Raw genomic sequence first — 26,629 nt, forward strand, 5'->3', positions numbered from 1 at the left:
TATGACCCGCTGGGCAAAAGCACCCGACTTCGCCGACCAGCCCGCCCGGCAGGCCGCGGTGCGGGCCCAGACGGTCGTGGATCAGCAGCGGTACCTGGAGGACGGCCTGACACCGCTGCGGTGTCAGGCCTGTGACACCGAGGTACGGGTCCGCAAGAGCAGCTCCCGGCAGACCTCGGTGCAGTGGACCGAGAACCCGGCCGCGCGCTGCCCGGTCTTCGCCGAGCTCAGCGCCAAGGGGTACGGGCCCGGTCGGCCGGAAACATGTGACCGGTTGCAGAAGACCATCAAATGGGCCGTCGACGAGGGTTTGCTCGAGGTTCCGGAGTAGCCTGCCGGGACCACCGGGCGGCCGGGGACGACCGAGGTGTCCTACGGCGGCGACACCCCTTCTGCGGAGTCGCGCGGACGCTGTGCTGGGACACCTCAGTGGGCTAACCTGTTAGCTAAGGAGGTGTCCATGGCGAGCAGCGCAGCAGAGCAGTTCAATATCCACGAGGCGAAGACAAATCTGTCCCGCATCGTGGAGCGGGTGGAACGTGGCGAGGAGATCGTGATCAGCCGGGCCGGCCATCCGGTAGCCAAGGTGGTGCCGCTGGTCCGGCGAGCCGACCGTACCGGTCGTGGGTCGCTCCGCGGAACGCTCGTGCTGGAAGCGGATTGGGATTCCGACGAGACGAACGAGGCAATAGCCGACGAGTTCGGTATATCGCGATGAGCCTCTTGCTCGATACCCATGTGGTCCTGTGGTGGCTCGCGGACGATCCCACGCTCAGCGGCGAAATAAAGGATCGGCTCGATCACGACCCGGATGTTTTCGTCAGTGCCGCGTCCGTCTGGGAGGTGGCGATAAAGCAGGCAGGTGGCAAGCTGGGCGGACCGGCCGACCTCCCGGAGCGAGTGCGTGACAGCGGGTTCAATCTGTTGCGTATCGATGCAGAACACGCCATCGCTGCCGGTCGGATGCCACTGATCCACCGCGATCCATTCGATCGCATGCTGTTGGCGCAAGCCGGTTCGGAAGGCTTGGTGCTGGCCACCCGCGACCCGTGGTGTCAGAAATACGAGGTACCGACACTCGCGGTCTGACGGGCTACCGCCCGCCAGGGCGCAGCGTGAAAGAGCGCCGGTTGAATGGCTACGGCCGCTTCCAGAAATCTGGAAGCGGCCGTATTTCATTCGGTGATCGGACCGTATCGGCGGTGCGATCAGCGCCGGGAGCCGCGCTCGCGATACATGCGCCGCTGTTCCCTGGCGATACCCCGCCACACCTTGTCGCGCTCGGCCTGGAGCCGCTTGTCCGACCGCGCTTCCATCCAGGCGTTCTCCTTGCCCAGCTTGCGATAGCTGCGCACCCGCCGTTCTGGTATCTCGCCGGACTCGACGGCCGCGCGGACCGCGCAACCCGGTTCGGCGTCGTGAGCGCAGTCGGCGAACCGGCAGCCGGTGGCGAGTTCCTCGATATCGCTGAAGGTCCGGCTGATGCCCTCGGCCGCGTCCCACAATCCGACACCCCGCAGTCCGGGAGTGTCGATGAGAGTGCCGCCGGTGGGCAGCGGCCGCAGTTCACGGTGCACCGTGGTGTGCCGGCCCTTCTTGTCGGCCGCGCGCACCGCGTCGGTGGCGAAGACCTCTGCGCCGAGCAGTGCGTTGGCAAGTGTGGACTTACCCGCACCGGACGGTCCCAGGAGCACCACCGTGCCGCTCAGCACCGCGACCAGCACATCGAGACCGAGTTCGGCGGTCGCGCTGACCGCCAGCACCGGGGCGCCCGGCGCCACGGCACGGACCTCGTCGAGCGGTAGATCCTCGGTGGTATCCGCCTTGGTGAGTACGACCACGGGCTGGGCGCCGCTTTCCCACACCAGGGCGAGCAGCCGTTCGATGCGCCCCAGATCCACGTCGCCGTCGGCCGGCGCGCAGATCAGCACGGTATCGACATTGGCGGCCAGTACCTGGCTCTCCGACCGCCCGGACGCGGCGGAGCGGGTGATGGCGGTACGGCGGGGCAGCAGAGCCCGGACATGTGAACGGGCGTCCAGGCTCACCCAGTCGCCGGTGCACAGACCGCTCACCGAGGAGTCCGCGCGCGGACAGGTGGCCCGGGCGGGCCCGGTGGGGGTCACCACATCGCATTCGCCACGATCCATCCGCACGATGCGGGCGGGGACGCAATCGGCGTCGAGGAGCGGGAGGTACTGCTCGGCTAAGTTTTCTGTCCAGCCGAAAGGGACGAGTGGGTCGAAGTCGACCATGAGGGAAGAAATCCTTCGTCGGGCGCCGAGCCCGACGGGCTCAGCGAGTGGAGTTCGAGAGGGAGAACGACGGGGCGGTACGAACCGATGCGGTCCGCCGCGCCACGGCAATCCGGGCGACCGTCACGTTCTCCACCTCCTTCACGACTCGCTGTTGCCGGATACTCTGGCATGCCTTCCGCGGGTGCGCAATTCTTTTTTCGCGGCGCCCGCACAGCGGGCGAAGAAGCCGCGGAGGTCGCGCTCAGGCGATCGCATAGTCGCCGAGCGCGGGTTCGAGCAGATCGAAGACCCGCCCGGCTTCGTCGACCGCCCGCGCCACGATGTGTGCGGGCGAGTGTCCGAGCATCGTCAGTTCCTGCACCCGCTGGAACAGCAGGCGGTGCGCGGCGCCGAATTGGGCGGCCGCGGCCCGGCGGGTGAGATCGTCGCCGGGCAGGGCCGCGGCGAGTGCGTGTTCGCGAAGTTCGTGCAGTTCGCGCAGCCGCGCGACCAGGGTCGGACTGTCGGTGATCATGCGGCAGAAGTCCGGACCGGAGAAGCCGGCGAGGGCGTCGGAACGCCGTGCGGCGGCGAGGTATTCGGTACGGAGAGCGGCCAGGGCGGAGGTGCCCTGAGCGCGTGCGTGCACCGTCTCCGCGAGCGAGGTGACGAACTCCCGGTGGATATCGAGTGCCAGGTCCTCCTTGCGGGGGAAGTAGTTGGTCACCGTCTTCTTGGCGACCCGGGCCCGCGCGGCGATATCGGCGATGGTGGTGGCCTCGAACCCGCGCTCGATGAACAGGCGCGTCGCGTGGTCGGAGATCGATCGGCGGGTCTCACGCTTCTTGGCCTCTCGCAGGCCCATCGAGTCGGTGCTCATGAGCCAAAGGTACAACGAACGTAATTTTCGCGTTGACATACTTTCTGCCCTGAGCATAAATTTACTATCGATGTAAGTTATGGCCGCTGCCGAATCCCGACGGCCGCGTGAGCAGGTAAGTGGCTTCGTCATCACAGCGGACGAGCGACGCCGGTGACCCGGCGTCGGACCAGGAAGGCAGGGCGACGTGCGCAGAATTCGCTTCACCGGGCATCCGGAGGTCGTCGAGGTGCCGCGGCCCGCACCCGGTCCGGGCCGGCTCCTTGTCCGGACCCGACTCGTGGGTGTCCACCTGGGCCTGGTGCGCATGCTGCGGACCGATCCCGTCGCCGAGCCCGGAGGCGAAATGGTGGGCACCGTGGTCGAGATCGGTTCGGGTGTTCCGGAGAGCTGGCTGGGCAAGGAGGTCGGCGGGGTGGTCCTGGAAGGGGCCTACGCCGACCATGTCCTCGCCACACCGGAGCTGGTGACAGAACTGCCCGGTGGGGTGGATGCCGCCGACGCGCTCGCCGTGGTGCGCGGCGGTCTGGTGGCACTGGGGGCGCTGCGTGCGGCCGGACCCCTTGCCGGGAAATCGGTGCTGGTCACCGCGGCGGCGAGCGGAACCGGTCATCTGGCCCTGCAGATCGCGCGAGCATCGGGCGCCGCGCGGGTGGTCGGCGCGGTCGGAACGGGCGACAAAGCCGGCTTCGTCCGTGAGTGCGGCGCCGACGCGGTGGTCACCTACGACGAGCCGTGGACCGAAAGGTTCGATGTGATAGCCGACGGAGTAGGTGGTGCGCTGGTGCCGCGGGCGGTCGAAGCGCTGGCGCCGTACGGACGCCTGGTGGTCTTCAGCGCGGGCGGCGGCACGGTGGAGGCGGGAAGTCTGCTCGCGGACCACAAGAGTGTCACGGGTTTTTCGATAGGCCGACCGGCGCGCACCGAGCCGGAACGGATCGAGCACTACCGTCGGGAGCTGTGGCAACTGCTCGCCGACAAAGCGATCGGCCCCCGTCACACCGTGTATCCGCTCGAACAGATCGGCGCCGCCCTCGCGTCGGTCGAGGCGCGCCGCAATACCGGACGTGTCGCGATCCGGATGAGCCACGGCGCCGGCTGATTCGGTCCAGGACCGCAATCTCGCCGAAAGTCTCGTCGCTGCCGCGCGCTTCGGCCCACCCGGGTGTCCTCAGCTGTTGACCAGTGGACGGCGTGGTACGCCGAAGAGTTCGGCGTCGCCGTGGGCCCGTTTGAAGTACAGGTGCGCGTCGTGTTCCCAAGTGATGGCGATACCGCCGTGCAGCTGGATGGTTTCCGCGGCGATGGTGGAGAACGATTCGGAGCACTGCCGGCGGGCCACCCAGACGTCCTCGGCCGCCGACGGGGCGTCCTCGGCCACCGCGAAGGTGGCGGCCAAGGCCGCCGATTTCGCCGACTCGGCGAGCACGTACATATCGGCCATCCGGTGCTTGAGGGCCTGGAAACTGCCGATGGCCCGGCCGAACTGCACCCGCGACTTGGTGTACTCGACCGTGGCCTCCAGGCAGTACTCGGCCGCGCCGACCTGTTCGGCGGCGACCGCGGCCCACGCGACGCGGCGCAGACGTTCGATGATCGGCCCCGGTTCGGCGTCGCCCAGGCGGCGGGCGGCGGTAGCGGTGAACGAGACCTCGGACAGTGCGCGGGAGGGATCCATGGCGGCGACCCGGCGCCGCTCGACACCGCCGGCGGCCGGGTCGACCTCGAAGAGGCCGGTCCTGGTGACCACGATCAGCGTGTCGGCGACGGTGCCGTCGAGCACGTAGTGGGCCGTACCGTCGAGGGTGTCACCCGTGGCCCGCACCCCGAAACCGTCCCAGCCGCGGGCCGAGGCCCAGCAGACTGCCAGGGTGCGGCGGCCCTCGGCGACCTCCGGCAGCAGCCGCGCGCACGCCTCTCGATCACCGGAGAGCAGCACCGCCTGCACGCCCAGGACTGCCGAGCCCAACATGGGCACATCGGCCAGGGTCCGGCCGAGTTCGCCGACCACCAGCAAAGATTCGACCAGGCCCGCGCCGAACCCGCCGAACTCCTCGGGCACGGCCAGCGCGGCCACCCCGACCTGTTCGCACAGCTGCGCCCACAGTTGCGGGTCGTAGCCCAGATCGGTGTCCATGGCTTTGCGGATGCCGGCCCGCGCGTCACGTTTGGCCAGCAGTCCCCGGACCGCCGCCACCAGCTCCTGCTGTTCCTCGCTGATCATCTTTTTCTCCCGTGGTTTCGGACGGATACCGGCAGCGCAACCCGCCGGGTCTCCGGTCAGGTGAGCGCGCCGGCCGGATCCACGGCGGGCCCGGTGCGCAGCGCCTCGGCGATCCGGCCGCGATGCAGGTCCGGGGTGCCCCACGCGGTGCGCAGGGCGGTGACCCGGGTCAGCCACAGCGATAGGTCGTATTCGGCGGTGTAGCCGATGGCGCCGTGCACCTGCAGGGCGGCGCGGGCCGCCCGGTAGGCGGCCTCGGCGCAGGTCACGACCGAGGCGGAGATATCGCGGGCGCTGTTGGCCGTCGTGGTGGTCAGCGCGGCCCGGTACAGCAGCGGTTCGGCGAGATCGAGCCCGATGAGCACATCGGCCAGCTTCTGTTTGACGGCCTGGAATTCACCGATCGGGCGACCGAACTGTTTGCGCTGCTTCACGTAGTCGGTCGACGCGTCGAGCAGCGCCTTGCCCGCGCCGAGCAACTGGGCGGCATTGGCCAGGGCCCCGGCATCGAAACCGGCCGCGATCGCCGCGGCGACCTGCGGTCCCTCGGCGACGAGCTCGTCGGCTTCCACCACGAACAGCCGGCGGGCGGGGTCCACCGAACGCACCTGTTCACCGGCCCGGCCGGTGCTCAGCCGGTCCTCGTCGGCGACCAGTACGAGGTCGACGCGGTCGGCGTCCACAGCCACCGCGCGTCCACCGCGGCCGGTGAAGGCGACCGTTGCCGTCAGGGTGCCCTCGGAGATCCCCGGCAACCAGCGGCGGGCGGGCTCCGGATCGGCGAGCGCCTGGAGCAGGGCGGGAACCGCGGCCGCCGCCTCCACCAGCGGGCCCGCGGCCGCCGCACGACCGATCTCGACGAAGGCGACCACCTGGTCCAACGGTTCGGCGCCGAGACCGCCGAACTCCTCGGCGATGGTCAGGCCGAATGCCCCGGCGGCGGCCAATTGTTCGATCAGTGCCCGGCCGGGCGCGGGATCGCCGGCGCTCCACGCCCGCACCGCGGCGGTCGTGGAACCGGACTCGAAGAGTTTGCGGATACTGGCACCGAAGTCCAGATGTTCCGGGCTGAGCGCGAATTTCATCGGCCACTTCCCCTCGGTAGGCCGAGGAGCCGCTCGGCGATGATGTTGCGTTGGATTTCGTTCGTACCGGCGTAGATCGGGCCCGACAGCGAGAACAGGTAGCCGTCCGTCCAGCGACTAGCCTGTTCGGCTTCCGGTCCGAGTAGATCCAGTGCGGTTTCGTGCATGGCGATATCGAGTTCGGACCAGAACACCTTGGTGATCGACGATTCGGCGCCGAGCTTGCCGCCCTCGTTCAGCCGCGTGACCGTCCCGAAAGTGTGCAGCCGGTAGGCCTCGCTGCCGAGCCAGGCGTCCACCACCGCGTCGCGGGCCGCGGTGCCGGTATCGCCGCGTTCGGTCCACAGGTCGATCAATCGTTGCGCGGTCGCGCTGAACCGGCCCGGGCTGCGCAGTGAGAGACCGCGCTCGTTGCTGGAGGTGCTCATGGCGACCCGCCAGCCCTCGTTCGGCGCGCCGATCACATCGCTGTCGGGAACGAAGACATCGTCGAGGAAGATCTCCGCGAAACCGGGTTCGCCGTCGAGCTGGGGGATCGGGCGGACGGTCACGCCGTCGGCGTCGAGCGGGAACATCAGATAGGTGAGTCCGCGGTGCCGCTCGGCGGCGGGATCGCTGCGGAACAGGCCGAACGCGCGGTCGGCGAACGCCGCCCGGGAACTCCAGGTCTTCTGACCGCTGAGCACCCAGCCGCCGTCGGTGCGCCGGGCGGTGGAGCGGATACCGGCCAGATCGCTACCGGCCTCCGGTTCCGACCAGGCCTGGGCCCAGATATCGTCGCCGCGGGCCATCCGCGGCATGATCCGCTCCAATTGCTCGGGGGTGCCGTGCTCGAACAGGGTGGGAGCCAGCAGGAAGATACCGTTCTGACTCACCCGGCCGGGGGCGCCCGCCGCGTAGTACTCCTGCTCGAACAGCACCCATTTCAGCAGCGACGCGTCCCGCCCACCGAACTCGCGCGGCCACGACACCACCGACAGCCGGGCCTCGGCCAGGGTGCGTTCCCAGGTGCGATGGGCTTCGAATCCGGCTGCGGTGTCCATGGACGGCAGCGGTTCCGCGGGCACGTTCGCGGCCAGGAATTCGCGGACCTCCCGCTGGAATTCCCGGGTGCCTTCGTCGAGATCGAGATCCATTCAGTCTTTCCCGTCCGTATTCTTCGCGTCGGCCGTACTCGCCTGCGCTTTCATGGTTCTGGCGTTCATACCGCCCAGAGAGTCCGTCCCGACCTCGGCGTTGTGCGCGTGCGCGAAATGATGGAGGCCGAACACCGAATCCATTCCGGCGCGCATTCCCATGAGGTCCTCGGACTGGTTGACCGCTTTCTTCGTCAAGGCCAGCCCGAACTGCGGCATGGCCGAGATCTTCTCGGCCAGCGCCATGGTCTCCGATTCCAGGTCGGCGCGCGGCACGACCCGGTTGACCATGCCCCACTCCTTGGCCTGCGCGGCATCGAACCGGTCGCCGGTGTACAGGAATTCCTTGGCGGCCCGCGGACCCATCACCCACGGATGGGCGAAGTACTCGACACCCGGAATTCCCATGCGCACCACGGGGTCGGAGAAGAACGCGTCGTCGGCGGCGACGATCAGATCGCAGACCCAGGCCAGCATGAGCCCGCCCGCGATACAGGCGCCCTGCACCATGGCGATGGTCGGCTTGGGAATTTCCCGCCAGCGGCGGCACATCCCCAGATACACCTCCGTCTCGCGGGCGAAGCGCTGGTCACCGCCGGGGCGGTCGACATGGTCCCACCACAGCGCGGCCTTGTTCGGATACTTCACATGATGGTCGCGTCCGGGGGTGCCCAGATCGTGGCCGGCGCTGAAGTGTTTCCCGTTGCCGGCCAGCACGATCACCTTGACCTCGGGATCCTCCACCGCCCGCTCGAACGCGGCATCGATCGCGTAGGTCATCACCGAGTTCTGGGCATTGCGGTACTCGGGCCGGTTCAAGGTGACCACCGCGATCGCGCCGCGGCGTTCGTAGATCACCACATCGGGTTCATAGGGAATGCCCCCGGCAGGGCTGTCCGACATCACGAATTCTCCTCACGTAGCTGGCGTTTGAGCACCTTGCCGCTGGCGTTGTAGGGCAATTCGTCGCGGAATTCGACGAAACGCGGCACCTTGAAATTGGCCAGTGCCTTGGTGGCATAAGAGAACACCTGGTCCTCGCTGAGGGCGGCGCCCGGTTTCCGGACGATATAGGCTTTGCCCACCTCGCCCATCCGGGTATCGGGTACGCCGATCACCGCGACGACGGCGACACCGTCCAATCCGGCCAGGACTTGTTCGATCTCGGCCGGATACACATTGAATCCACCGCTGACATACATGTCCTTGAGCCGGTCGGTGATCTTCAGGTAGCCGCGGTCGTCGACCACGCCGATATCACCGGTGTGCAGCCAGCCGTCGGCGTCGATCGTTTTCGCGGTGCTCTCCGGATCGTCCAGATAACCGAGCATCACATTGGGTCCGCGCAGCAGGACCTCGCCCGCGTCGCTGAGTTTCAGCTCGAATCCGGCCATGGGGCGGCCGCTGGTGGCGGAAATGGTTTCGGCGTCGTCGTCGACCCGGCACATGGTGCCGAACCCGGTGGACTCCGAGAGCCCGTAGGCGGTGAGCACCACATCGAAGTCCAGTTCCCGGCGCATCCGTTCGACCAGGACAACCGGTACCGGAGCCGCCCCCGTGACGGCCACGCGCAGGCTCGCCAGCCGGTAGTCGCCGCGGTCGGGAAAATCGAGGATGGACTGGTAGATGGTGGGCGGGCCGGGCAGGACGGTGATCTGCTCCTGATCGATGAGCCGCATGGTGGTCGGGACATCGAAAACGATCTGCGGGACGATGGTCGCCCCGGTGAGCAGGCAGGCGATGATTCCGGCCTTGTAGCCGAAGCTGTGGAAGAACGGGTTGACGATCAGATAATTGTCATCGCTGTTCAGCGTGGCGCATTCGGTCCAGCCGCGGACCGCGGACAGCGTCTGCCGGTGCGCGATGAGGACGCCTTTGCTGCGGCCGGTGGTGCCGGAGGTGAACAGGATGTCGGACAGGTCCTCGGGGCTGATCGATTCCGCGTGCTCGCGCGCCTGTTCGCGGCTCACTCCGGCACCGGCGGCCGCCAGCTCCGACCAGTTCAAGGCGTCCTCGACCGGTTCTTCGGTGCCTTCGACCGGGAGCACCACGACGGTATCGATCCGCAGATCGGGCGCCGCCGCGCGCAACTCGGCGAGCCGGTCGCGTTTGAGGAAGGTGCCCGCGATGAACAGGCCCTTGGCGTCGACCCGCCGCAGTACATCGGCCACCTCGTCGGCGACGTAGCGAGTGTTGAGCGGAACCAGCGTCGCGCCGGCGTAGTGGGCGCCGAGCGCGGCGATCACCCAGTGGTGGGTGTTGGGCGACCAGATGCCCACCCGGTCACCGGTCCGGATTCCCCGGGCGAGCAGGGCGCGTGCCACGTCCTGGACCTGTTCGAGCAGCTGGGCCCAGTCGAGCCGGATCGGTCCATCGGCCAGCGCGGGCGCGGTGCCGTAGGTCTGGGCGGCGGCGTGCAGGGCCAGCGGCGTGGTCCGGTCCGTCGGTGGGGTGTGCGCAGGGGTGGTCACGGGTGTCCTCGATGTCGTGCGGCCGTGGGTGGTGCGCGGTCTGCGAGCGGCGGTCTACAAAGCAAGTGCTTGGTAGGTTATCCTACCGGCGTGGGTGCTATCCAGACCTCAGAATCCGGTACCGGCCGCGACGGCGGGCGGCAATCGGCCGAACACGCCGCCGGGGCTCGGCCGACGGCCGAACGGACCAGCGTGGCCGCCCTGAGCGACGGCGAATTCGCCGCGCAGGTGCGGAGCTGGCTCGACGAGCAGCTCAGCGGTGAATTCCGGGAGCTGCGCGGACTGGGCGGACCCGGCCGCGAACACGAGGCCTTCGACGAACGCCTGGAATGGGATCGCGCGCTGGCCGCCGCCGGCTGGACCTGCCTGGGTTGGCCGGTGGAGTACGGCGGGCGCGACGCGAGTGTGGCGCAGCAGATCATCTTCCACGAGGAGTACGCGAAGGCGAACGCGCCCGCGCGGGTCTCTCATGTGGGCGAGGAACTGCTCGGCCCGACCCTGCTGGCCTTCGGGACCGACGCCCAGCGCGACCGTTTCCTGCCGGGTATCCGCACCGTCACCGAACTGTGGTGTCAGGGCTACTCGGAACCGGGCGCCGGCTCCGATCTCGCCGCCGTCTCGACCTCCGCGCGCCTGGACGGTGACCAGTGGTCGATCAACGGGCAGAAGATCTGGACCTCGCTGGCGCATGTGGCCGACTGGTGCTTCGCGGTCTGCCGCACCGAACCGGGTTCGAAACGTCATAAAGGTCTTTCGTACCTGCTGGTGCCGATGGATCAGCCGGGTATCGAGGTCCGCCCGATCGTGCAGCTCACCGGCACCTCCGAGTTCAACGAGGTGTTCTTCGACAACGCGCGCACCGAGGCCGACCTGGTCGTCGGCGAGCCGGGCGACGGCTGGCGGGTCGCGATGGGCACGCTGAACGTCGAACGCGGTATCTCCACGCTCGGCCAGCAGATCCGCTTCGCCCGGGAATTGGCGGCGATCGAGAATCTGGCCCGCGAGTCCGGCGCCCTCGACGATCCGCTCCTGGCGGACAAGATAGATCGTGCCTGGGTGGGGCTGCGGGTCCTGCGCGCCCACGCACTGCGCACCATGGCCGAGACCGCCGACGACGGCGGCCAGGCCTCGGTGGGCAAACTGCTCTGGGCGAATTGGCATCGCGGACTCGGCGAGCTCGCCATGGCGGTGCGCGGCGCCGCCGGACTCGTCGCCGCGGACGGTGATCTCGACGAATGGCAGCGGCTGTATCTGTTCACCCGCGCCGACACGATCTACGGAGGTTCGAACGAAGTGCAGCGCAACATCATCTCCGAGCGGGTGCTCGGTCTGCCCCGTGAGGCCCGCCAGTGAGCGGGCCGCTGTCGGTCGCTCCCGCGCAGACTCCGGGGCACGGGCTGCTCACCGGCCGCCGGGCGGTGGTCACCGCGGCCGCCGGTACCGGGATCGGGTCCGCGACGGCTCGCCGGTTGCTCGCCGAAGGCGCCGACGTAGTGGTCTCGGACTGGCACGAACGGCGGCTGGAGGCCACGCGCGCCGAACTGTCCGAGGAGTTCAGCGACCGCTTGGTCGCCGCGATCGCCTGTGATGTCACCAGCACCGAACAGGTCGACGAACTGGTGCGTGGCGCGGCCGCGGCGCTGGGCGGGGTCGATATCTTCGTCAACAATGCCGGGCTCGGCGGCGAGACGCCGGTGGTCGATATGACCGACGAACAGTGGGACCGTGTCCTCGACATCACCCTCAACGGAACCTTCCGCTGCACCCGGGCCGCGCTGAACTACTTCCGCGACGCGAAACACGGCGGCGTGATCGTGAACAACGCGAGCGTGCTCGGTTGGCGGGCCCAGTACGGTCAGGCGCACTATGCCGCGGCGAAGGCCGGTGTCATGGCGCTGACCAGGTGCAGCGCGGTCGAGGCGGCCGAGTTGGGGGTCCGGATCAACGCGGTGTCGCCGAGCATCGCCCGGCACGCCTTCCTGGACAAGACCAGCTCCAGCGAACTGCTCGACCGGCTCTCCGAGCGTGAGGCCTTCGGCCGGGCGGCCGAGCCCTGGGAGGTCGCGGCCACCATCGCGATGCTCGCCAGCGACTACACCACCTATCTCACCGGCGAGGTGGTCTCGATCAGCAGCCAGCGCGCCTGAGCGCCCGTCCCGGCCGGTTGGCTCGTCCGAACCGGAACCGTTCCCCGGCGGCGCATCGGGCGCTCGGCCGCCACCGCGTTCATCGGCATGCGGTCACCTCGGGCCGGTGCTGTACCGTGCCTGCCGTCGATTTCCGTACGGCCGAGCCGGTGTCGGCGGGGTTCTGGTGTGCCCGCGTCCGGTACCGCCGGATGCCTCCTCGATCGGACGGCGGGTGTGCCGGGTTCGGTGGATTGCGCGGCGCCGTCGACAATGCGCAGGCGCGCGCCGCAGGCGGGTGCAGGCCCGGAGCTCGGCCGGCGGTGAGCTCCGGTGTGGGTCGCCTGCGAATTCGGCGTGTGTAGACGCGGTTCAGGCGCGGGTCAGCGCGAAGATGCGCAGGTCGCGGTCGGTGCGCTTGCGGTAGGCGGCATAGGCGCCGGTGATCTCGACGAATCGTTCGAATACCGATTCCGCGGCCGGCCCGTCGACCCGGGTGGCGGTGACCGGTATGCGTTCGCCGGCGATGGAAACGGTCGCGGCCGGGTCGGCGAGAAGATTGGCCGTCCAGGCCGGGTGGCGGGCGCCACCGAAGTTGCTGCCGATGACGTAGAGGGTCGCACCGTCGTGTACGCACAGCAGCGGCTGGGTACGCGGCTGTCCCGACCGGCGACCCGTTGTGGTCAGCAGGATCACCGGTGCTCCGATCGGCCCGAGCACGGTGTAGCGGGCATCGGTGCGTTCGAGTACCCGGCGGTCCAGTGGGGTGAGGGCGCGGACCACCCGGGAGCCGAACTTCGTGCCTGCGAACCTGTCTGCCGCACGGGCCAACGGGCTCTCCGGCGAACCCCATTGTCGCTGCGGAAAGGGTGTCGTCATCCGGCGAATATACCGACGAGACCGGTGCGCCCCCGGGTGTGCGGCGGGCCCGGGTTCGCTGTGGCTCCTCGCGCAGCGAACGGTGGATCGCCGAATCGGTCGCCTGAATTCGGCATGCGGCGGAACCGGTTCGGGATATCGGCCGTCCAATCAATCGGAAGCAGTGCGGAGTTCGTACCTCTTCCGAGACGCGGGCCCGAGGGGTCCGGCTCCGACAGGGAGGGGGGAGCCGGAAAACTCGGGCCCGTACGTTTGCGCACCGCCCATGGACCAAGCAAATGCTTGGTTGTATTATGGCGGGGTGACCGCACCCGACCCCTCGAAATCGGCCCGGCGAACCGAACTACTCGATATGGCGGCCGAGCTGTTCGCCGAACGGGGCGTGCGCGCCACCACGGTGCGTGATATCGCCGACGCGGCGGGCATCCTCTCCGGCAGCCTGTACCACCACTTCTCCTCGAAAGAGGGGATGGTGGACGAGATCCTGCGCGGTTTCCTCGACGAACTGTTCGGACGCTACCGCGAGATCGTCGCCGCCGGGCTGAATTCACGCGCCACGCTGGAAGCCTTGGTGCTGGCCTCCTACGAGGCCTTCGACCGATCCCACGCGGCGGTCGCCATCTACCAGTCCGAGGCCAAACGCCTGCGCGCCGCCGAACGTTTCGCCTATATCGACGACTACAACCGCGAGTTCCGCGAGCTCTGGCGTCGCGTGCTCACCAGCGGGGTCGCCGACGGCAGCTTCCGCCCCGAACTCGATATCGACCTGGCCTATCGCTTCCTGCGCGACACGGTCTGGGTCGCGGTCCGCTGGTACCGGCCCGGCGGCGGGTCGCTCACCGTCGACACGCTCGCCAAGCAGTACCTCACCATCGTGCTCGACGGGCTCACCGTGCCGGGCCACACCGATTAGGAGAAATTCCATGGCAACAGCTGCCCGCCGCCCCTACGCACCGCTGCGTGAGGCGTATGTGATCGATGCGGTGCGCACCCCGGTCGGGAAGCGCGGTGGTGCGCTGGCGGAGGTCCACCCGGCCGATCTCGGCGCGGCCGCGTTGCAGGGCCTGCTCGGCCGCAATTCGATCGACCCCGCCCGGGTCGACGATGTGATCGTCGGCTGTGTGGACAACGTCGGCCCGCAGGCCGGCAATATCGGCCGGACGATGTGGCTGACCGCCGGATATCCGGAAGAGGTCCCCGGTGTCACCGTGGACCGGCAGTGCGGGTCCAGCCAGCAGGCCATCAACTTCGGCGCCCAGGCCATCATGAGCGGTACCGCCGAGGTCATCGTGGCCGGCGGTGTGCAGAACATGAGCGCCATCCCGATCTCCGCGGCCATGATCGCCGGTAAGGAGTACGGCTTCGATTCGCCGTTCGTCGGCGCCAAGGGCTGGGATCATCGCTACGGCACCGGTGAGGTGTCGCAGTTCCGTGGGGCGCAGATGATCGCCGAGAAATGGGGGATCACCCGCGAGGATATGGAGCAGTGGGCGCTGCGCAGTCACGAGCGCGCCCGTGCGGCCATCAAAGCGGGCCGGTTCGACAATGAGATCGTGCCGGTGGGCGATTTCTGGATCGACCAGGGTCCGCGCGAGACCAGCCTGGAGAAGATGGCGTCGCTGCCCGCGCTGGAGGAGGGCAGCCCGCTGACCGCCGCGGTCGCCTCGCAGATCTCCGACGGCGCCAGCGCCACCCTGCTCGCCTCCGACTGGGCGGTCGAAGAATACGGTCTCACCCCGCGCGCCCGCATCGTCCACGTCAGCGCCCGCGGCGCCGACCCGCTGTACATGCTCACCGCGCCCATCCCGGCCACCAGGTGGGCGTTGGAGAAGACCGGTCTGACCATCGACGACATCGACGTGGTCGAGATCAACGAGGCCTTCGCCCCCGTGGTGCTGGCCTGGTTGAAAGAGACCGGCGCCGACCCGGAGAAGGTGAACGTCAACGGCGGTGCCATCGCCCTGGGCCACCCGCTCGGCGCGACCGGCGCGAAACTCTTCGCCACCCTGCTGAACGAACTCGAGCGGATCGACGGCCGGTACGGCCTGCTCACCATCTGCGAGGGTGGCGGCACCGCCAACGCCACCATCATCGAAAGGCTCGATCGCTGATCGGGTGGTGGCGGCAATGCCGCCACCACATCGGCTCCGTCGGTGAACCCGGACGGGCACTTTCGCCCACCCGGCGATATCGGTCACCGTTGCCCGGCGCAGGCCCGCCCGGTCGACGGTGTACTCGTGCATCACGTCGAGTAGCGCGTCCAGGGCGATCCGGCCCTCCAGCCGGGCCAGAGCGACACCCAGGCAGCTGTGGATGCCGTCGATGTGGAACCGGATCACGTCCTGGCCGAACTCGCCCGGGTCATGCCGGTTATGCGTGAACTCATCCGGCCGATGGTCGAGGGCGCCGACGCCGATATCGTCGCCGCGTCGATCATCCGGCCGGTGGCCTGTCACTACGTGGTCCGGGGCGACGACCGGGCGACCTTCCTCGCGCAGCTGCGGCGTGTGGCGGGTATCCCACCGGACGGTCTAGAAATAGATAGTTAGCCTATGTAATAATATCGAGGTGCAGTCGAACCCGGTGACCGATGTGGACGACACCGTCGTCGATCTACTCGTCACCGCGGGTCGGCTCACGCGCGCGGCGGGAATGCTCAGCGTCGACGACCTACCGCGCGCCACCGTGCGCGCACTGGCAGGGCTCGAGGAGCACGGTTCGCTGCGGGTCAGCGAATTCGCTCGTATCGATCGCACGTCGCAACCCACGGCGACCGCGCTCATCGCCCGTCTGGTGGGAGAGGGATACGCCTCCCGGCACCGCGACCCGGACGATTCGCGTGCGGTCGTCGTCCAACTCACCCCGGCCGGGCGTGCCCGGCTCGCCGCCACCCGCGTCTCCATGCGTGAGGCGCTGTCCGGCCCGCTACCCGGCTTCGACGCCGAACGCTTGACCGGACTCGCAGCCGACCTACGGGACCTGCTGGCGGCGATCCGGGAATCGGCCGGGCACCACCCGTAATCGAGGAAAGACCGATGAGCACCACGACCGGGAAGGCCACCGCGCCGGACAGTACGAGCGCGTCAGGCCCGGAGGCGGTAGCGCAGCGTGACCACGTAGGGCCCGCGCTCGTACTCGAACAACACAGCACATCGACCGGACAGCCGAAGGCGGTCTGGGCCGTCGCCTTCGCCAGCGTTATCGCGTTCATGGGCATCGGCCTGGTCGATCCGATTCTCAAACCCATCGGTGAACAGCTCCACGCGTCGCCGTCACAGGTATCGCTGCTGTTCACCAGCTATATGCTCGTCACCGGTGTCGCCATGCTGGTCACCGGTGTGGTCTCCAGCCGGTTCGGCGCGAAGAAGACGCTGCTCGCCGGCCTCGCGCTGATCATCGTGTTCGCGGCCCTGGCCGGAATGTCGGAGACGGTCGGCCAGATCGTCGGCTTCCGCGCGGGCTGGGGGCTCGGCAACGCCCTGTTCATCGCCACCGCGCTGGCCACCATTGTCGGGGCCGCCAGCGGCGGGGTCGCGCGCGCGATCATCCTCTACGAGGCGGCGCTGGGGATCGGTATCGCCACCGGACCCCTGCTGGGCGGCGTGCTCGGCGGGATCAGCTGGCGCGGGCCGTTCTTCGGAGTGTCGGTGCTGATGGCCGTCGCCTTCATCGCGATCGTCGTGCTGCTGCCCGAGGGGCCGAAAGCCGCGAAACCGACCTCGCTGGCGGCGCCGTTCAAAGCGCTGCGCCACCGCGGCCTGCTGGTCGTGAGCATCACGGCCCTGCTGTACAACTTCGGTTTCTTCACCCTGCTCGCCTACACCCCGTTTCCGCTGGATATGGGCACCTACGCGATCGGCTTCATCTTCTGCGGCTGGGGCATCCTGCTGGCCGTGGCCTCGGTGTTCTTCGCGCCCAAACTGCAGCACCGTTTCGGCACGCTTCCGATGATCGCCGTGGCGGTCGGGCTGTTCGCCGCGGACCTGGCGGTGATGGCGTTGTTCGCCGAGCACAAGCCGGTACTGATCGTCGGCGTCGTCCTCGCGGGCCTGTTCCTCGGCGTGAACAACACGCTGATCACCGAGGCCGTGATGATCTCCGCCCCGGTGGAACGCTCGACCGCGTCGGCGGCCTACAGCTTCGTCCGCTTCGTGGGCGGCGCCGCCGCACCGTGGCTGGCGGGCAAACTCGGGGAGACCAGTGTTTCGCTGCCGTTCTGGGTGGGCGCGGTCTGCACCGCCGCCGGTGTGGTGGTGCTGCTGGCCGGCCGCTCGGCCCTGGCCCATATCGACGACCACGACCCCGCGCCCCACAGTGTGGAGGAAGCGCAGGCGGTCACGGTCGGTGACTGACCTCCACAAGAGGTCTTTCCGCGGGTCCCGCCGACAGGCGGGACCCGCGCTTTTCGTGGCCCCCGGGCAACCTGCTCGGCGTAGGGTCGGGGAGTATGACCGAAGCACAGCGAGACGAGGTCCGGGTCGAGACGATCCAGAAGCGGGTGCGGGTCTACCTCGGCGGCCATCTGGTCGCCGACACCGTGCGGCCCGCGCTGGTCTGGGAGAACCCCTATTACCCGGCCTACTACATCCCGGTCGCCGACCTGCGCGCGAAACTCGAGTTCGACGGCAGCACGCGCACCTCGCCGCGCCTCGGGGAGGGGACCGAGTACAACGTCGTGGTGGACGGCACCACGGCTGCCGGCGCCGCCCTGCGCTATGCGGATGAGCCATTGCACGACCTGGTGCGGCTGGAGTGGGACGCGATGGACGAATGGTTCGAGGAGGACGAGCCCATCTACGTCCACCCCCGCAACCCGTACTCGCGGGTGGACATTCTGGCGAGCTCCCGGCATGTACGGGTGGAACTCGACGGTGTGACCGTGGCGGATTCACGGTCCCCCCGGATCCTGTTCGAGACCGGGCTCCCGCCCCGTTTCTATCTGCCGCTCACCGATATCAGGATGGATCTGCTGCGGCCGTCGGACACCCACACCGGCTGCCCGTACAAGGGCAACGCCGACTACTGGAACATCCACATCGGCGAGACCGAGTATCCGGATCTGGTGTGGATCTACCGGACCCCGACCCCGGAGAGCCAGAAGATCGCCGGGCTGGCCTGCTTCTACAACGAGAAGGTCGATCTCTATATCGACGGCGAGTTGCAGGAGCGGCCGCGAAGTCCGTTCGGCTGAGGGAACCAGTGGGCGGCCGGCTGGGTGCGCGTCGGCCGCCACCCGGCGCACCGGGCACCGACGGCAGAGCCGGTGTCGCGGCAGGGACGAGGTCCGGTCAGGGGGAATACCGAGGTCTTGTAGGAGCACACCCGCGGCGGCGCGCCGAGGAAGTACCGGATCAACCCGATGGCGGCGGCGATGCCGTTCGGCCGACCGGATCGCCATGCCGCGATTCCGATGTTTCCGCGCGTGGGGACCCGATCTCGATACTGTCCCGAGCCGCCAGGGTCCCACCCCAGTCGTAGAGCGCCTGCAGGACCGGCCGGAGTCCGGGATCGATCAGCCGATAGGTCACGGTGCGGACCGCGCCCTCGTCCACCGTCCGCTCGATCAGGCGGGCTGTCTCGAGTTCGCGCAGCCGCTGGGTCAGCATCTTCTCGGTGATCTCGGGAACGAGCCGGCGCAGTTCGCCGTAGCGCCGCGGCCCCTCCTTCAGATAGCCGAGGATCACGACCGCCCACTTGCCGCCGATGGTGTCCATCGCCAGTTCGATCTGGCAGGAGTAGAAGGTTCGCCGCACGCTCACGCACCACAAAGTACGTTCTTGTGCCGTCGCTCCCAAGGTGGTCGACTTCATCCATGATCACCGAGTACATCCGGTACCGCGTTCCCGACCCGGCCGCGTTCGAGGATGCCTATCGCCGCGCTGCGGTCTCGCTGCAGTTCTCACCGTACTGCCGGACCTACGATCTGGACCGGTGTGTCGACGACCCGCAGACCTATATTCTCCGGCTCACCTGGACCTCGGCGAGCGATCATCTGGAGAAGTTTCGCAACAGCTCGCACTTCCGCGAGTTCTTCGCCGAGATCAAGGATTACGTCACCGGTATCGAGGAGATGCGGCACTACGAGCCGGTCGCGTTGGTGCCGTCGCTGTACGACTGGGCAGGCGGCGCGGAGGCGTTCGGGAAGCTCTTCGACACCTTCTACGACCGGGTTCCCGAAGACCCGGTGCTCGGCCCGGTGTTCGAGGGTATGCACCCCGACCACGCGAAGCATGTAGCCGCCTGGCTCGGCGAGGTTTTCGGCGGGCCCGCCGTCTACTCGGAACGACACGGCGGCCACCAGCACATGATCTCCCGGCACCGGGGCCGGGCACTGACCGAGGAGCAGCGGCAGCGGTGGATGAGCCTGCTGATCGATACCGCCGACCGGGTCGGCCTGCCCGCGGACGCCGAGTTCCGGGCGGCATTCGTGGGATATCTGGAATGGGGAACCCGGATGGCGCTGTTGTTCTCCGGCCCGGATGCTCCGGCGAGCGACAGCGAACCCACGCCCACCTGGGGCTGGGGTGAGGTACGTCCGTGGCCGCGGGATTGAGCGCCTGGCAATGAAAGGGCCCGTCCACCGGCGGTGGACGGGCCCGTGAGCCGGATGTCTCAGCTCTTCGATTCGGCGCCCTGGGGCAGCTCGGCGAGCGCGCCGATCCGGGCGACCGCGTCCGTGACGATCCGGTCGATCAGCTCCTGGCAGGTCGGCAGATCCTCCAGGATGCCGCTCACCTGACCGGCCGCCAATACCCCGGCTTCGGTATTGCCCTCGACCAGCCCGGCACGCAGCAGCATTGGGGTGTTGGCCGCCATGATCACCTGAGACCAGGTCAGGTCCTTGGCCTTGCGCATGGCCAGACCGTCGCGGACCAGCGTCGACCATTTCATCCCGGTCATGCTCTTGAACCGGGCCGCATTACCCACGGCCGCGGTGAGCCCGCGGATACGTCCGGAGTTCTCCAGTTTCTGCACGAGTTCGGTGTTGAGCACCCGGTGCGGCATCCCGTCGACCTTGGTGGACACCACTGTTTCGCCCAGTTGGCGGCGCAGGTACTCCTGCTTCACCGAATCCGGGACACTGCTCTCCTGGGTGAGCAGGAAGCGGGTGCCCATCGCGACCCCGGCGGCGCCGTAGGCGAGGGCGGCGGCGAGGCCGCGTCCGTCGAAGAACCCGCCGGCCGCGACCACCGGGATATCGACCGCGTCCAGGACCGACGGCAGCAGCAGGGTCGTGGCCACCGGGCCGGTGTGCCCGCCGCCCTCGCCGCCCTGGACGACCACGGCGTCCGCGCCCCAGGAAGCGACCTTCACCGCGTGCTTGGCCGCGCCGATCGACGGAACCACCAACACGCCCGCGTCTTTCAGCTTGGCGATGAGGTCCTTCTTCGGCGCCAGGGCGAAGGAGGCGACCTTGACGTTCTCGCGGATGAGCAGGTCGATCCGCTCGGGCGCGTCCGAGGCGTCGGCGCGGATGTTCACGCCGAACGGTTTATCGGTCTGCGCCTTGGTCTTGGCGATGGCCGCTTCCAGCTCGTCATAGGTCATGGTGGCCGAGGCCAGAATGCCCAATCCGCCGGCATTGGACGTGGCCGAGACCAGGCTCGGGCCCGCCACCCAGCCCATACCGGTCTGCACGACGGGATGTTCGATCCCGACGAGTTCGGTCAGCGGAGTCCGCAGCCGGGGCGTCACTGCGGGACCTCCCGGTCGCGGATCTTCTTCGGATCCAGGACCTCGCGGATGATCCGCAGTTCCTCGTCGCTGGGCAGCCGGGACTCTTCGGCCGTACCCAGGTCGGCAATCTCGAAGGCGGTGTTCTCCGCGACCTCACCGGCGGTGACCCCGGGATGCAGGCTCAGCGCGCGCATCGTGTGGTCCGGGCCGTTGAAATCGAAAACGCCCAGATTGCTGACCACCCGGTGGATGTGGTGGAAGCGGAAGGCCGGGTTGTCCGGGTCGACCTTGTCATAGCCGATACCCGCGACTATATCCACCTTCTCGCCGAACACTCGCCTGGTGTGCCGGCCGACCCAGTAGCTGGTGGGGTGGTTGATGGTGTTGCCGGGTGCGCCGCGGACGCCGAACATCTGCCGGGTCGGCTGCTGGAGCGGGCCGAAGGCCGAGAGATTCTGGTTGCCGTAGCGGTCGATCTGGTTGGCGCCCATGACCACATGGCGGCGGCCGGAGGCCAGCACATCGAAGACCTTGCGGAACGGAATCCAGCCCTCCACCGGCGCCTTTCCGCCGATCGGCGGGGTCTCGGCGAGGAAGAACGCCTCACCGTCGGAGATCAGCAGATCGGGTTCGAAGGTGAGTTTGGCCAGCCGCGCGCCCAGCTGTGCCATCGGCGACATGGGACTGGCGAAGATCTCCCCGGCGCCGCGGAAGATCTCGGCGCAGGCGACCGCGCACACCTCGGCGCGGGTGATGGTCTCGGTGCTGGTCACCGCTCCTCCTTGAATCGCGCGACGGCGGCCTGGTAATCGGCTTCGGAACCGCTGAGGTAGGTGTCGACGAAGGTCTGCCAGGTTTCCGGCGACCCGGCGGCTTCGACATAGTGTCGCTGGAATTTCTCGTCCCGGCCGTAGCTCTCACCGCCCAGGGTGAAATGGGCGCCGTTCGGGGCCTCGACCACCGCGTCCACCATCATGCGGTTGAGCAGCAGGGCCTGCTGGGGAACGGTTTTCACCAGTTCCTCGGTCTCCACGAGGCGCTCCACCGAGAGGTAGCGCTTCTCGGCGGCCAGGCAGAACAGGTCGTCCATATAGGGGTCCACGCCCTGATAGGCGGCATTGCCGTGCGCGTCGCCGATGTTCAGGTGCACCAGCGCGGCGTCGAGGTTCAGGGCCGGCATGGCGATCAGGGTTTCGGCGCGTCCGTCCGGTCCGGGGTACGGCGAGGTCACGGTCCGCAGTTCGCCGTCCCAGAAGTTGGGCACATCCGACCCCAGGCCGGCGCGGATCGGCAGGAACGGCAGTCGCGCCGCGGCCGCCTCGAGCCCGCATTTGAGCATGCCCTCGTCCATCTCGCGGGCGACGAGCTGCCCGGAGGTACGGGCCTTCGCGAACCAGGGGTCGTAAAACGGCGCCGAGTCGAGGGAGACGAACCCGTAGTAGGCTTTCCGGACCTTCCCGGCCGAGAGCAGCAGCCCCAGGTCCGGGCCACCGTAGGTGACCACCGTCAGGTCGGTGACATCGGACCGCAGCAGGGCACGCACCAGGGCCATCGGCTTACGCCGGGAACCCCAGCCGCCGATGCCGATGGTCATCCCGCTGCGCAGTTCGCCGACGATCTCTTCCAGCGTTTTCCGCTTGTCTCGCATGGTCTTCCGCTCCATGTCAGTTCTTGTCCTTCTGCGCCGCGAGGTCTTGGTCGAAGCGTTCGCGGATCTCGTCGGAGGCTCCGGAAAGGTTCAGTTCGAAGGTGAACCCCTGCTCGAAGCGGTAGCTGCGGTGCACGTCCTGCAGGTCGATTCCGTTGAGGGCGCGTTTGGCGGCGCGGATGACCCGGCCGTCCTTGGCCGCGATGTCCTTGGCGACCTCGAGCGCGGCGGCGTCGAGTTCTTCCCGGGGGACCACCTTCAGCACGGACCCGAAGTGGTGCAGCTGCTGGGCGGTGGCGGTGCTCGCGGTGAAGAAGAGCGCGCGCATGAGGTGCTGGGGGACCAGCCGGGCCAGGTGGGTGGCGGCGCCGAGCGCACCGCGGTCGACCTCGGGCAGGCCGAAGGTCGCGTCCTCGGAGGCGATGATGATGTCGGAGTTGCCGACCAGGCCGATCCCGCCGCCCAGGCAGAAGCCCTGGACCGCGGTGATCACCGGGACGGGGCAGTCGTAGACCGCGCCGAATGCCTCGAAACATCCGTGGTTGGCGTCGATGAGCGCCTGATGTCCGGGTTTGCGCTGGATCTCCTTGATATCGACGCCCGCGTTGAAGCCCCGGTTCTCGGCGCGCAGCACCACCACGCGGGTCTGCGGGTCGCGCCCGGCGGCGCGGATCTCGTCGGCGAGGGCGAACCAGCCGTCCGAGGGTATGGCGTTGACCGGCGGATAGTCGACCGTGACCACGGCGATACCGGCGGATTCCGAATGGCGGTTGATCCCCATCGCGTATCCCATCTCGCATCTCGAGCATCTTGGCTAAGCAAGCAATTGCTTGGTAGGTTAACACGGTGGCACTCGAAATCGACCTGTCCGATCGCGTCGTTCTGGTAACCGGCGGCGTCCGCGGCGTCGGCGCGGGGATCAGCCGCGTCCTGCTGGCCGCCGGGGCGACCGTCGTCGCGTGTGCCCGCCGTCCCGGCGATACGCCGGTCGAGGCGGACGGGCGGCAGATCGATTTCCTGCCGTGCGATGTCCGCGACCCGGCGGCCGTGGCGGAGTTGATCGCCGAGATCGTCCGGCGGCACGGGCGGCTGGATCACGCGGTGAACAATGCCGGTGGCGCTCCTTATGCCCTGGCGCGGGACGCGAGCCCCAAATTCCACACCAAGATCATCGAGCTGAACCTGCTCTCCGCCCTGCACGTCGCCCAGGCCGCACACGCGGTGATCAGTGAGCAGGAAGAAGGCGGTTCCATCGTCAATATCTCCAGCCTGAGCGGCCACCGGCCCTCGCCGGGAACCGCCGCCTACGGTGCGGCGAAGGCGGGAGTCGACGCCCTCACCGTCTCCCTCGCCGCGGAATGGGCGCCGAAGGTCCGGATCAACTCCCTGGTGGTGGGTGCGGTGGAAACCGAACTGAGCGCCCTGCACTACGGCGATGCCGACGGTGTAGCCGCCGTCGGGCAGACCATCCCGATGGGCCGGCTGGCCCGGCCCGAAGATGTCGGCAACGGGGTGGCCTTCCTGCTCTCCCCGCTGGCCGGGTACATCTCCGGGGCGACCCTGCAGATCCACGGCGGCGGCGAACCCCCGGCCTTCCTGTCGGTCGCGACCGCCACCCACTCCGGGGACGCGGCGAAAGCCTGACCTGCAGCTCGAACAGATATCGACCATCGACGATAGGAACGGACATGGCAACCGAGGGCATCTGCGCCGGACGGATCGTGATCATCACCGGTGCCGGCCGAGGTATCGGCCGGGCACACGCCCTGGCCTTCGCGGCCGAGGGCGCGAAGGTCGTGGTGAACGACCTCGGCTCCACTCTCAGCGGTGAGTCGACCGCGGAAACCCCCGCCGAGCAGGTGGTCTCGGAGATCCGTGCGGCCGGTGGGGAAGCGGTGGCCAACGGTGACGACGTAGCGAGCTGGGAGGGCGCGCAGCGGCTCGTCCAGCAGGCCGTGGACACCTTCGGCGGCCTGGACGTCCTGGTCAACAATGCCGGATTCGTTCGTGACCGGATGCTGGTCAACCTCGCCGAGGACGAATGGGATTCGGTGGTCCGCGTCCACCTGAAGGGGCATTTCGCCACCATGCGTCACGCGGCCGCGTACTGGCGCGCGGAATCCAAGGCGGGTCGCGCCGTAGACGCCCGGATCATCAACACCAGCTCCGGCGCCGGTCTGCAGGGTAGCGTCGGCCAGGGGAACTACGGCGCCGCCAAGGCCGGTATCGCCGGCCTCACCCTGACCGCCGCGGCCGAATTCGGGCGGTACGGCGTGACGGTGAACGCGATCGCCCCCTCGGCCCGCACCCGGATGACCGAAACCGTTTTCGCCGACATGATGGCCGCGCCCGAGGACGGTTTCGACGCCATGGCGCCGGAGAACATCTCACCGATCGTGGTGTGGCTCGGCAGCACCGAATCGGCCGGCGTCACCGGGCGGATGTTCGAGGTCGAGGGCGGTCGCCTCGCGCTGGCCGAGGGCTGGCGCCATGGGGTGCCGGTCGATCGCGGCGCGCGGTGGAACCCCGCCGAATTGGGCACCGTGGTCTCGGAACTGATCGCGAAGGGCGCGACTCCGGAACCTGTATACGGAGCGTAGGAATTCACCCCGTCACGAACGTGTCCGTCCCGCCGTCGGCCGATGGCGGGACGGACACGTTTCGGTAGGGGCTCGTGGCCGTCCAGCTACTGGACCCCGCACCGGGTGGATGTGATCTGTTCCATGTTTCCCGGGCCGCCGGCCGCTGTGTACTGGCGCTCGAACAGCGGATAGCCGGTCCGGCCGCTCGATATCGCCACTTCGTCATGCACCGGTTGGTCGGCTGGTTTACCATGAGCAACCATCTGTTCGTTCTACCCGGAAGACGTCATCGCCGGGCGAATCCGCAATAACGATCGAGGGGTTGACTGGCGCATGGCCGTGGGTCGCATCAAGCGATTGCTCGCAGTAGCCGGGGCGGCCGGATGCCTGGGACTACTCGGGGGGCCGACACTCGCTCAAGCGAATCCGGGCCGGGGGCCGGTAACCGAACAGGGCCCTTCCGGTAGCGGAGGTGAGGGTGTCGTACCGCCCCGACCGGATGCGGAGCCTCCCGTCGGCGGTCCGCTCGCGATACCGGGCAGCGAAACAGGGCCGGGCGACGCGTCCGGCGAGCGATCGCCGGCCGAATCGGGCGCACCCTCCGGCCTCGGTACGGGTAGCAGCGCACCGGCGCCGGAACCCGGTCCGGTGGGCCCGGACTCCGGTACCGGTAGCAGCGGTGCGGATTCCGATGACGTCGCGCAGTGGCAGCCCCTGGGCATTCCGGGCCGAGTCCAGGAGCCGGAACCGGTCGACACCGGCGAACCGGCGTCGGTCGCTGTCCCACAGTCGGATCCGGCGCCGGTCGCCGAACCTCTCGGGCCGGTGGGGCTGGGAACCGCCCTCGGCACCATCCTGGCCACCGGCTCGGCCGCCGTCGGCTCGGCGGCCGCGGCGCCCCTGGGAGTCACCGGCTCCGCCGCGCTCGGTACCGGATCGGCAGTCCTGGGAACCGGTTCCGCCGCGGCCGGTTCGGCCGGCCTCGGGGTCGGTGTGACCGGTTCGGCCGCACTGGGCACGGGCTCGGCAGCTCTCGGAACCGGTTCCGCGGCCGTCGGCTCCGCAGGGGCCGGGGTACTCGGGACGGGTTCGGCCGCGCTCGGTTCCGCCGGGGTCGGCGTGCTCGGGACGGGCTCCGCGGCGACGGGTTCGGCCGGTGCCGGGATACTCGGCACCGGTTCGGCCGGGGTGGGTTCGGCTGCCGTGGGTTCCGCGGCCACAGGCTCCGCTGCCGCCGGATCGGCGGCGACCGGTTCCGCCGCGGTCGGTTCGGCCGGGGTGGGTTCGGCGGCCCCGCTCCTGCTCCTGTTGCTACCGGCGCCCCCGGTTCCGCCGCCTCCGGTCGGGCCGCCGTTGGCATTACCGGCACCGGGCGGCGGTGCCGGAGCACCGGCGATCGGGGTCGCCGCGCCGATACCCGCGCTCGCGCCGCCAGTGGTTCCCGCCGCGCCCGGAGCCGGTGGCTCCGCGCCGGCGGTCGTCGCGGCGCCGCCGAATCACGCGGTGCGCCCGACGAACGCCGAGGGGCTGCTGCCCGAACCCAAGGTCCTGTCGGTGATCGGTGGGCTGATCGCCCTGGCCATCGCCGGCACCGGTTCGGCCGTGATGAGTTACCACAGCGCCGCCCAGGCGCAGGCCCGGGTCGATGCCGCGCGCGCCGAATTCTTCGGAACGGGCGCGTGAT

General features: G+C 68.8%; 29 protein-coding genes and 1 pseudogene. 16 read left to right on the forward strand and 14 right to left on the reverse strand.

All coding sequences use genetic code 11. The features are described 5' to 3' along the window. Position 1: 1 nt before the first annotated feature. The 3 genes from ON38_RS02140 (at position 2) to ON38_RS02150 (ending at position 1,089) form a co-directional block, all read left to right on the forward strand. Positions 2–331 (forward strand): hypothetical protein, encoded by a 330-nt coding sequence (locus ON38_RS02140; protein ID WP_039821858.1) that lies wholly within the window; start codon positions 2–4, stop codon positions 329–331. A 129-nt stretch (positions 332–460) separates the two neighbouring features. Next, positions 461–718 carry a type II toxin-antitoxin system Phd/YefM family antitoxin gene (locus ON38_RS02145; RefSeq protein WP_039821859.1) on the forward strand — a complete coding sequence of 86 codons (258 nt, stop codon included), beginning with the start codon at positions 461–463 and terminating at the stop codon, positions 716–718. Continuing rightward, complete coding sequence (locus ON38_RS02150) at positions 715–1,089, forward strand: type II toxin-antitoxin system VapC family toxin (protein ID WP_039821860.1); 375 nt, start codon at positions 715–717, stop codon at positions 1,087–1,089. The genes ON38_RS02145 and ON38_RS02150 overlap by 4 nt, the downstream gene beginning before the upstream one ends. A gap of 119 nt (positions 1,090–1,208) precedes the next feature. Here ON38_RS02150 and rsgA read toward each other — a convergent pair whose 3' ends face one another. Beyond that, positions 1,209–2,255, reverse strand: a complete 1,047-nt coding sequence (gene rsgA, locus ON38_RS02155; protein ID WP_039821862.1) for a ribosome small subunit-dependent GTPase A — start codon at positions 2,253–2,255, stop codon at positions 1,209–1,211. Positions 2,256–2,499: 244 nt separating this feature from the next. Then, positions 2,500–3,117 carry a TetR/AcrR family transcriptional regulator gene (locus ON38_RS02160; protein WP_039821863.1) on the reverse strand — a complete coding sequence of 206 codons (618 nt, stop codon included), beginning with the start codon at positions 3,115–3,117 and terminating at the stop codon, positions 2,500–2,502. 187 nt (positions 3,118–3,304) lie between these two features. Between ON38_RS02160 and ON38_RS02165 the strand changes: the two genes are divergently transcribed. Continuing rightward, the gene (locus tag ON38_RS02165) at positions 3,305–4,219 is read left to right on the forward strand and encodes a quinone oxidoreductase family protein (RefSeq protein ID WP_039821864.1); all 915 of its coding nucleotides are present in this window, start codon (positions 3,305–3,307) and stop codon (positions 4,217–4,219) included. A 69-nt stretch (positions 4,220–4,288) separates the two neighbouring features. Here the strand turns inward: ON38_RS02165 and ON38_RS02170 are convergent, their stop codons facing one another. From ON38_RS02170 to ON38_RS02190, 5 genes are read right to left on the reverse strand one after another with little or no spacing between them, the layout of a single operon-like run. Further along, positions 4,289–5,341, reverse strand: a complete 1,053-nt coding sequence (locus tag ON38_RS02170; RefSeq protein ID WP_039821865.1) for an acyl-CoA dehydrogenase family protein — start codon at positions 5,339–5,341, stop codon at positions 4,289–4,291. 56 nt (positions 5,342–5,397) lie between these two features. Beyond that, entirely contained in the window at positions 5,398–6,426 is a 1,029-nt protein-coding gene (locus tag ON38_RS02175) for an acyl-CoA dehydrogenase family protein (RefSeq protein WP_039821866.1), read from the reverse strand. Beyond that, on the reverse strand, positions 6,423–7,562 hold the full coding sequence (locus ON38_RS02180; protein WP_039821867.1) for an acyl-CoA dehydrogenase family protein: 1,140 nt from the start codon (positions 7,560–7,562) through the stop codon (positions 6,423–6,425). Before ON38_RS02180 ends, ON38_RS02175 begins: the two co-directional genes overlap by 4 nt. After that, entirely contained in the window at positions 7,563–8,465 is a 903-nt protein-coding gene (locus ON38_RS02185) for an enoyl-CoA hydratase (protein WP_039821868.1), read from the reverse strand. Next, positions 8,465–10,033: a FadD3 family acyl-CoA ligase gene (locus ON38_RS02190; RefSeq protein WP_039821869.1), complete on the reverse strand. Its 1,569-nt coding sequence runs from the start codon at positions 10,031–10,033 to the stop codon at positions 8,465–8,467. The genes ON38_RS02185 and ON38_RS02190 overlap by 1 nt, the downstream gene beginning before the upstream one ends. 192 nt (positions 10,034–10,225) lie before the next feature. On the opposite strand from ON38_RS02190, the gene ON38_RS02195 reads away from it, so the two are divergent. Both ON38_RS02195 and ON38_RS02200 read left to right on the forward strand, forming a co-directional pair. After that, positions 10,226–11,386 (forward strand): acyl-CoA dehydrogenase family protein, encoded by a 1,161-nt coding sequence (locus ON38_RS02195; protein WP_039822017.1) that lies wholly within the window; start codon positions 10,226–10,228, stop codon positions 11,384–11,386. Then, positions 11,383–12,180, forward strand: a complete 798-nt coding sequence (locus ON38_RS02200; protein WP_039821871.1) for an SDR family oxidoreductase — start codon at positions 11,383–11,385, stop codon at positions 12,178–12,180. Before ON38_RS02195 ends, ON38_RS02200 begins: the two co-directional genes overlap by 4 nt. Positions 12,181–12,531: 351 nt before the next feature. On the opposite strand, the gene ON38_RS02205 is transcribed toward ON38_RS02200, so the two are convergent. Then, on the reverse strand, positions 12,532–13,038 hold the full coding sequence (locus ON38_RS02205) for a nitroreductase/quinone reductase family protein (RefSeq protein ID WP_039821872.1): 507 nt from the start codon (positions 13,036–13,038) through the stop codon (positions 12,532–12,534). Between the two features lie 265 nt (positions 13,039–13,303). Here ON38_RS02205 and ON38_RS02210 point away from each other — a divergent pair, with 265 nt between their 5' ends. Further along, positions 13,304–13,951 (forward strand): TetR/AcrR family transcriptional regulator, encoded by a 648-nt coding sequence (locus tag ON38_RS02210; protein WP_169333238.1) that lies wholly within the window; start codon positions 13,304–13,306, stop codon positions 13,949–13,951. 43 nt (positions 13,952–13,994) lie between these two features. Then, positions 13,995–15,149, forward strand: a complete 1,155-nt coding sequence (locus tag ON38_RS02215) for an acetyl-CoA C-acetyltransferase (RefSeq protein ID WP_039822019.1) — start codon at positions 13,995–13,997, stop codon at positions 15,147–15,149. Between the two features lie 39 nt (positions 15,150–15,188). Here ON38_RS02215 and ON38_RS37320 read toward each other — a convergent pair. Then, a pseudogene (locus ON38_RS37320) lies at positions 15,189–15,356 on the reverse strand (cytochrome P450); the annotation flags it as partial. Here ON38_RS37320 and ON38_RS02220 point away from each other — a divergent pair. From ON38_RS02220 to ON38_RS02235, 4 genes are all read left to right on the forward strand, one after another. Continuing rightward, positions 15,348–15,587: a hypothetical protein gene (locus ON38_RS02220; protein WP_051164271.1), complete on the forward strand. Its 240-nt coding sequence runs from the start codon at positions 15,348–15,350 to the stop codon at positions 15,585–15,587. The pseudogene ON38_RS37320 and the gene ON38_RS02220 overlap by 9 nt on opposite strands. Positions 15,588–15,606: 19 nt before the next feature. Then, positions 15,607–16,059, forward strand: a complete 453-nt coding sequence (locus tag ON38_RS02225) for a MarR family winged helix-turn-helix transcriptional regulator (protein WP_051164272.1) — start codon at positions 15,607–15,609, stop codon at positions 16,057–16,059. Between the two features lie 14 nt (positions 16,060–16,073). Next, entirely contained in the window at positions 16,074–17,390 is a 1,317-nt protein-coding gene (locus ON38_RS02230) for an MFS transporter (protein ID WP_039821875.1), read from the forward strand. A gap of 95 nt (positions 17,391–17,485) precedes the next feature. After that, positions 17,486–18,229 carry a DUF427 domain-containing protein gene (locus ON38_RS02235; protein ID WP_039821876.1) on the forward strand — a complete coding sequence of 248 codons (744 nt, stop codon included), beginning with the start codon at positions 17,486–17,488 and terminating at the stop codon, positions 18,227–18,229. A 160-nt stretch (positions 18,230–18,389) separates the two neighbouring features. Here the strand turns inward: ON38_RS02235 and ON38_RS02240 are convergent, their stop codons facing one another. Further along, a complete protein-coding gene (locus ON38_RS02240) occupies positions 18,390–18,797 on the reverse strand; it encodes a winged helix-turn-helix transcriptional regulator (protein WP_245563858.1) in 408 nt (135 codons plus the stop codon). A 53-nt stretch (positions 18,798–18,850) separates the two neighbouring features. On the opposite strand from ON38_RS02240, the gene ON38_RS02245 reads away from it, so the two are divergent. Next, positions 18,851–19,591: a group II truncated hemoglobin gene (locus ON38_RS02245; protein ID WP_039821878.1), complete on the forward strand. Its 741-nt coding sequence runs from the start codon at positions 18,851–18,853 to the stop codon at positions 19,589–19,591. A gap of 59 nt (positions 19,592–19,650) precedes the next feature. Here ON38_RS02245 and ON38_RS02250 read toward each other — a convergent pair whose 3' ends face one another. From ON38_RS02250 to ON38_RS02265, 4 genes are read right to left on the reverse strand one after another with little or no spacing between them, the layout of a single operon-like run. Then, positions 19,651–20,733 carry an NAD(P)H-dependent flavin oxidoreductase gene (locus ON38_RS02250; protein ID WP_039821879.1) on the reverse strand — a complete coding sequence of 361 codons (1,083 nt, stop codon included), beginning with the start codon at positions 20,731–20,733 and terminating at the stop codon, positions 19,651–19,653. Next, positions 20,730–21,488 carry a CoA-transferase subunit beta gene (locus ON38_RS02255; RefSeq protein ID WP_039821880.1) on the reverse strand — a complete coding sequence of 253 codons (759 nt, stop codon included), beginning with the start codon at positions 21,486–21,488 and terminating at the stop codon, positions 20,730–20,732. The genes ON38_RS02250 and ON38_RS02255 overlap by 4 nt, the downstream gene beginning before the upstream one ends. Continuing rightward, positions 21,485–22,363, reverse strand: coding sequence for a CoA transferase subunit A (locus ON38_RS02260; RefSeq protein ID WP_039822024.1), 879 nt, complete (start codon positions 22,361–22,363; stop codon positions 21,485–21,487). Before ON38_RS02260 ends, ON38_RS02255 begins: the two co-directional genes overlap by 4 nt. Positions 22,364–22,379: 16 nt before the next feature. Next, positions 22,380–23,144, reverse strand: coding sequence for an enoyl-CoA hydratase family protein (locus tag ON38_RS02265; RefSeq protein WP_039822026.1), 765 nt, complete (start codon positions 23,142–23,144; stop codon positions 22,380–22,382). Positions 23,145–23,209: 65 nt separating this feature from the next. Here ON38_RS02265 and ON38_RS02270 point away from each other — a divergent pair, with 65 nt between their 5' ends. From ON38_RS02270 to ON38_RS02280, 3 genes are all read left to right on the forward strand, one after another. Next, entirely contained in the window at positions 23,210–24,007 is a 798-nt protein-coding gene (locus tag ON38_RS02270) for an SDR family oxidoreductase (RefSeq protein WP_039821881.1), read from the forward strand. Between the two features lie 44 nt (positions 24,008–24,051). After that, complete coding sequence (locus tag ON38_RS02275; protein ID WP_039821883.1) at positions 24,052–24,963, forward strand: SDR family oxidoreductase; 912 nt, start codon at positions 24,052–24,054, stop codon at positions 24,961–24,963. Positions 24,964–25,593: 630 nt separating this feature from the next. Next, positions 25,594–26,628, forward strand: a complete 1,035-nt coding sequence (locus ON38_RS02280) for a TrbL/VirB6 family protein (RefSeq protein ID WP_039821884.1) — start codon at positions 25,594–25,596, stop codon at positions 26,626–26,628. Position 26,629: the final 1 nt, after the last annotated feature.

The organism is Nocardia testacea NBRC 100365, assembly GCF_000308775.1.
Taxonomy (GTDB): Bacteria; Actinomycetota; Actinomycetes; order Mycobacteriales; family Mycobacteriaceae; genus Nocardia; species Nocardia testacea.

Excerpts from the sequence above, each read along its gene's own strand:
- ON38_RS02140 (WP_039821858.1), top strand. The coding sequence starts at position 2 with ATGACCCGCTGGGCAAAAGCACCCGACTTCGCCGACCAGCCCGCCCGG.
- ON38_RS02145 (WP_039821859.1), top strand. The coding sequence starts at position 461 with ATGGCGAGCAGCGCAGCAGAGCAGTTCAATATCCACGAGGCGAAGACA.
- ON38_RS02150 (WP_039821860.1), top strand. The coding sequence starts at position 715 with ATGAGCCTCTTGCTCGATACCCATGTGGTCCTGTGGTGGCTCGCGGAC.
- rsgA (WP_039821862.1), bottom strand. The coding sequence starts at position 2,255 with ATGGTCGACTTCGACCCACTCGTCCCTTTCGGCTGGACAGAAAACTTA.
- ON38_RS02160 (WP_039821863.1), bottom strand. The coding sequence starts at position 3,117 with ATGAGCACCGACTCGATGGGCCTGCGAGAGGCCAAGAAGCGTGAGACC.
- ON38_RS02170 (WP_039821865.1), bottom strand. The coding sequence starts at position 5,341 with ATGATCAGCGAGGAACAGCAGGAGCTGGTGGCGGCGGTCCGGGGACTG.
- ON38_RS02175 (WP_039821866.1), bottom strand. The coding sequence starts at position 6,426 with ATGAAATTCGCGCTCAGCCCGGAACATCTGGACTTCGGTGCCAGTATC.
- ON38_RS02180 (WP_039821867.1), bottom strand. The coding sequence starts at position 7,562 with ATGGATCTCGATCTCGACGAAGGCACCCGGGAATTCCAGCGGGAGGTC.
- ON38_RS02185 (WP_039821868.1), bottom strand. The coding sequence starts at position 8,465 with ATGTCGGACAGCCCTGCCGGGGGCATTCCCTATGAACCCGATGTGGTG.
- ON38_RS02205 (WP_039821872.1), bottom strand. The coding sequence starts at position 13,038 with ATGACGACACCCTTTCCGCAGCGACAATGGGGTTCGCCGGAGAGCCCG.
- ON38_RS02210 (WP_169333238.1), top strand. The coding sequence starts at position 13,304 with ATGGACCAAGCAAATGCTTGGTTGTATTATGGCGGGGTGACCGCACCC.
- ON38_RS02230 (WP_039821875.1), top strand. The coding sequence starts at position 16,074 with ATGAGCACCACGACCGGGAAGGCCACCGCGCCGGACAGTACGAGCGCG.
- ON38_RS02235 (WP_039821876.1), top strand. The coding sequence starts at position 17,486 with ATGACCGAAGCACAGCGAGACGAGGTCCGGGTCGAGACGATCCAGAAG.
- ON38_RS02245 (WP_039821878.1), top strand. The coding sequence starts at position 18,851 with ATGATCACCGAGTACATCCGGTACCGCGTTCCCGACCCGGCCGCGTTC.
- ON38_RS02260 (WP_039822024.1), bottom strand. The coding sequence starts at position 22,363 with ATGCGAGACAAGCGGAAAACGCTGGAAGAGATCGTCGGCGAACTGCGC.
- ON38_RS02265 (WP_039822026.1), bottom strand. The coding sequence starts at position 23,144 with ATGGGGATCAACCGCCATTCGGAATCCGCCGGTATCGCCGTGGTCACG.
- ON38_RS02275 (WP_039821883.1), top strand. The coding sequence starts at position 24,052 with ATGGCAACCGAGGGCATCTGCGCCGGACGGATCGTGATCATCACCGGT.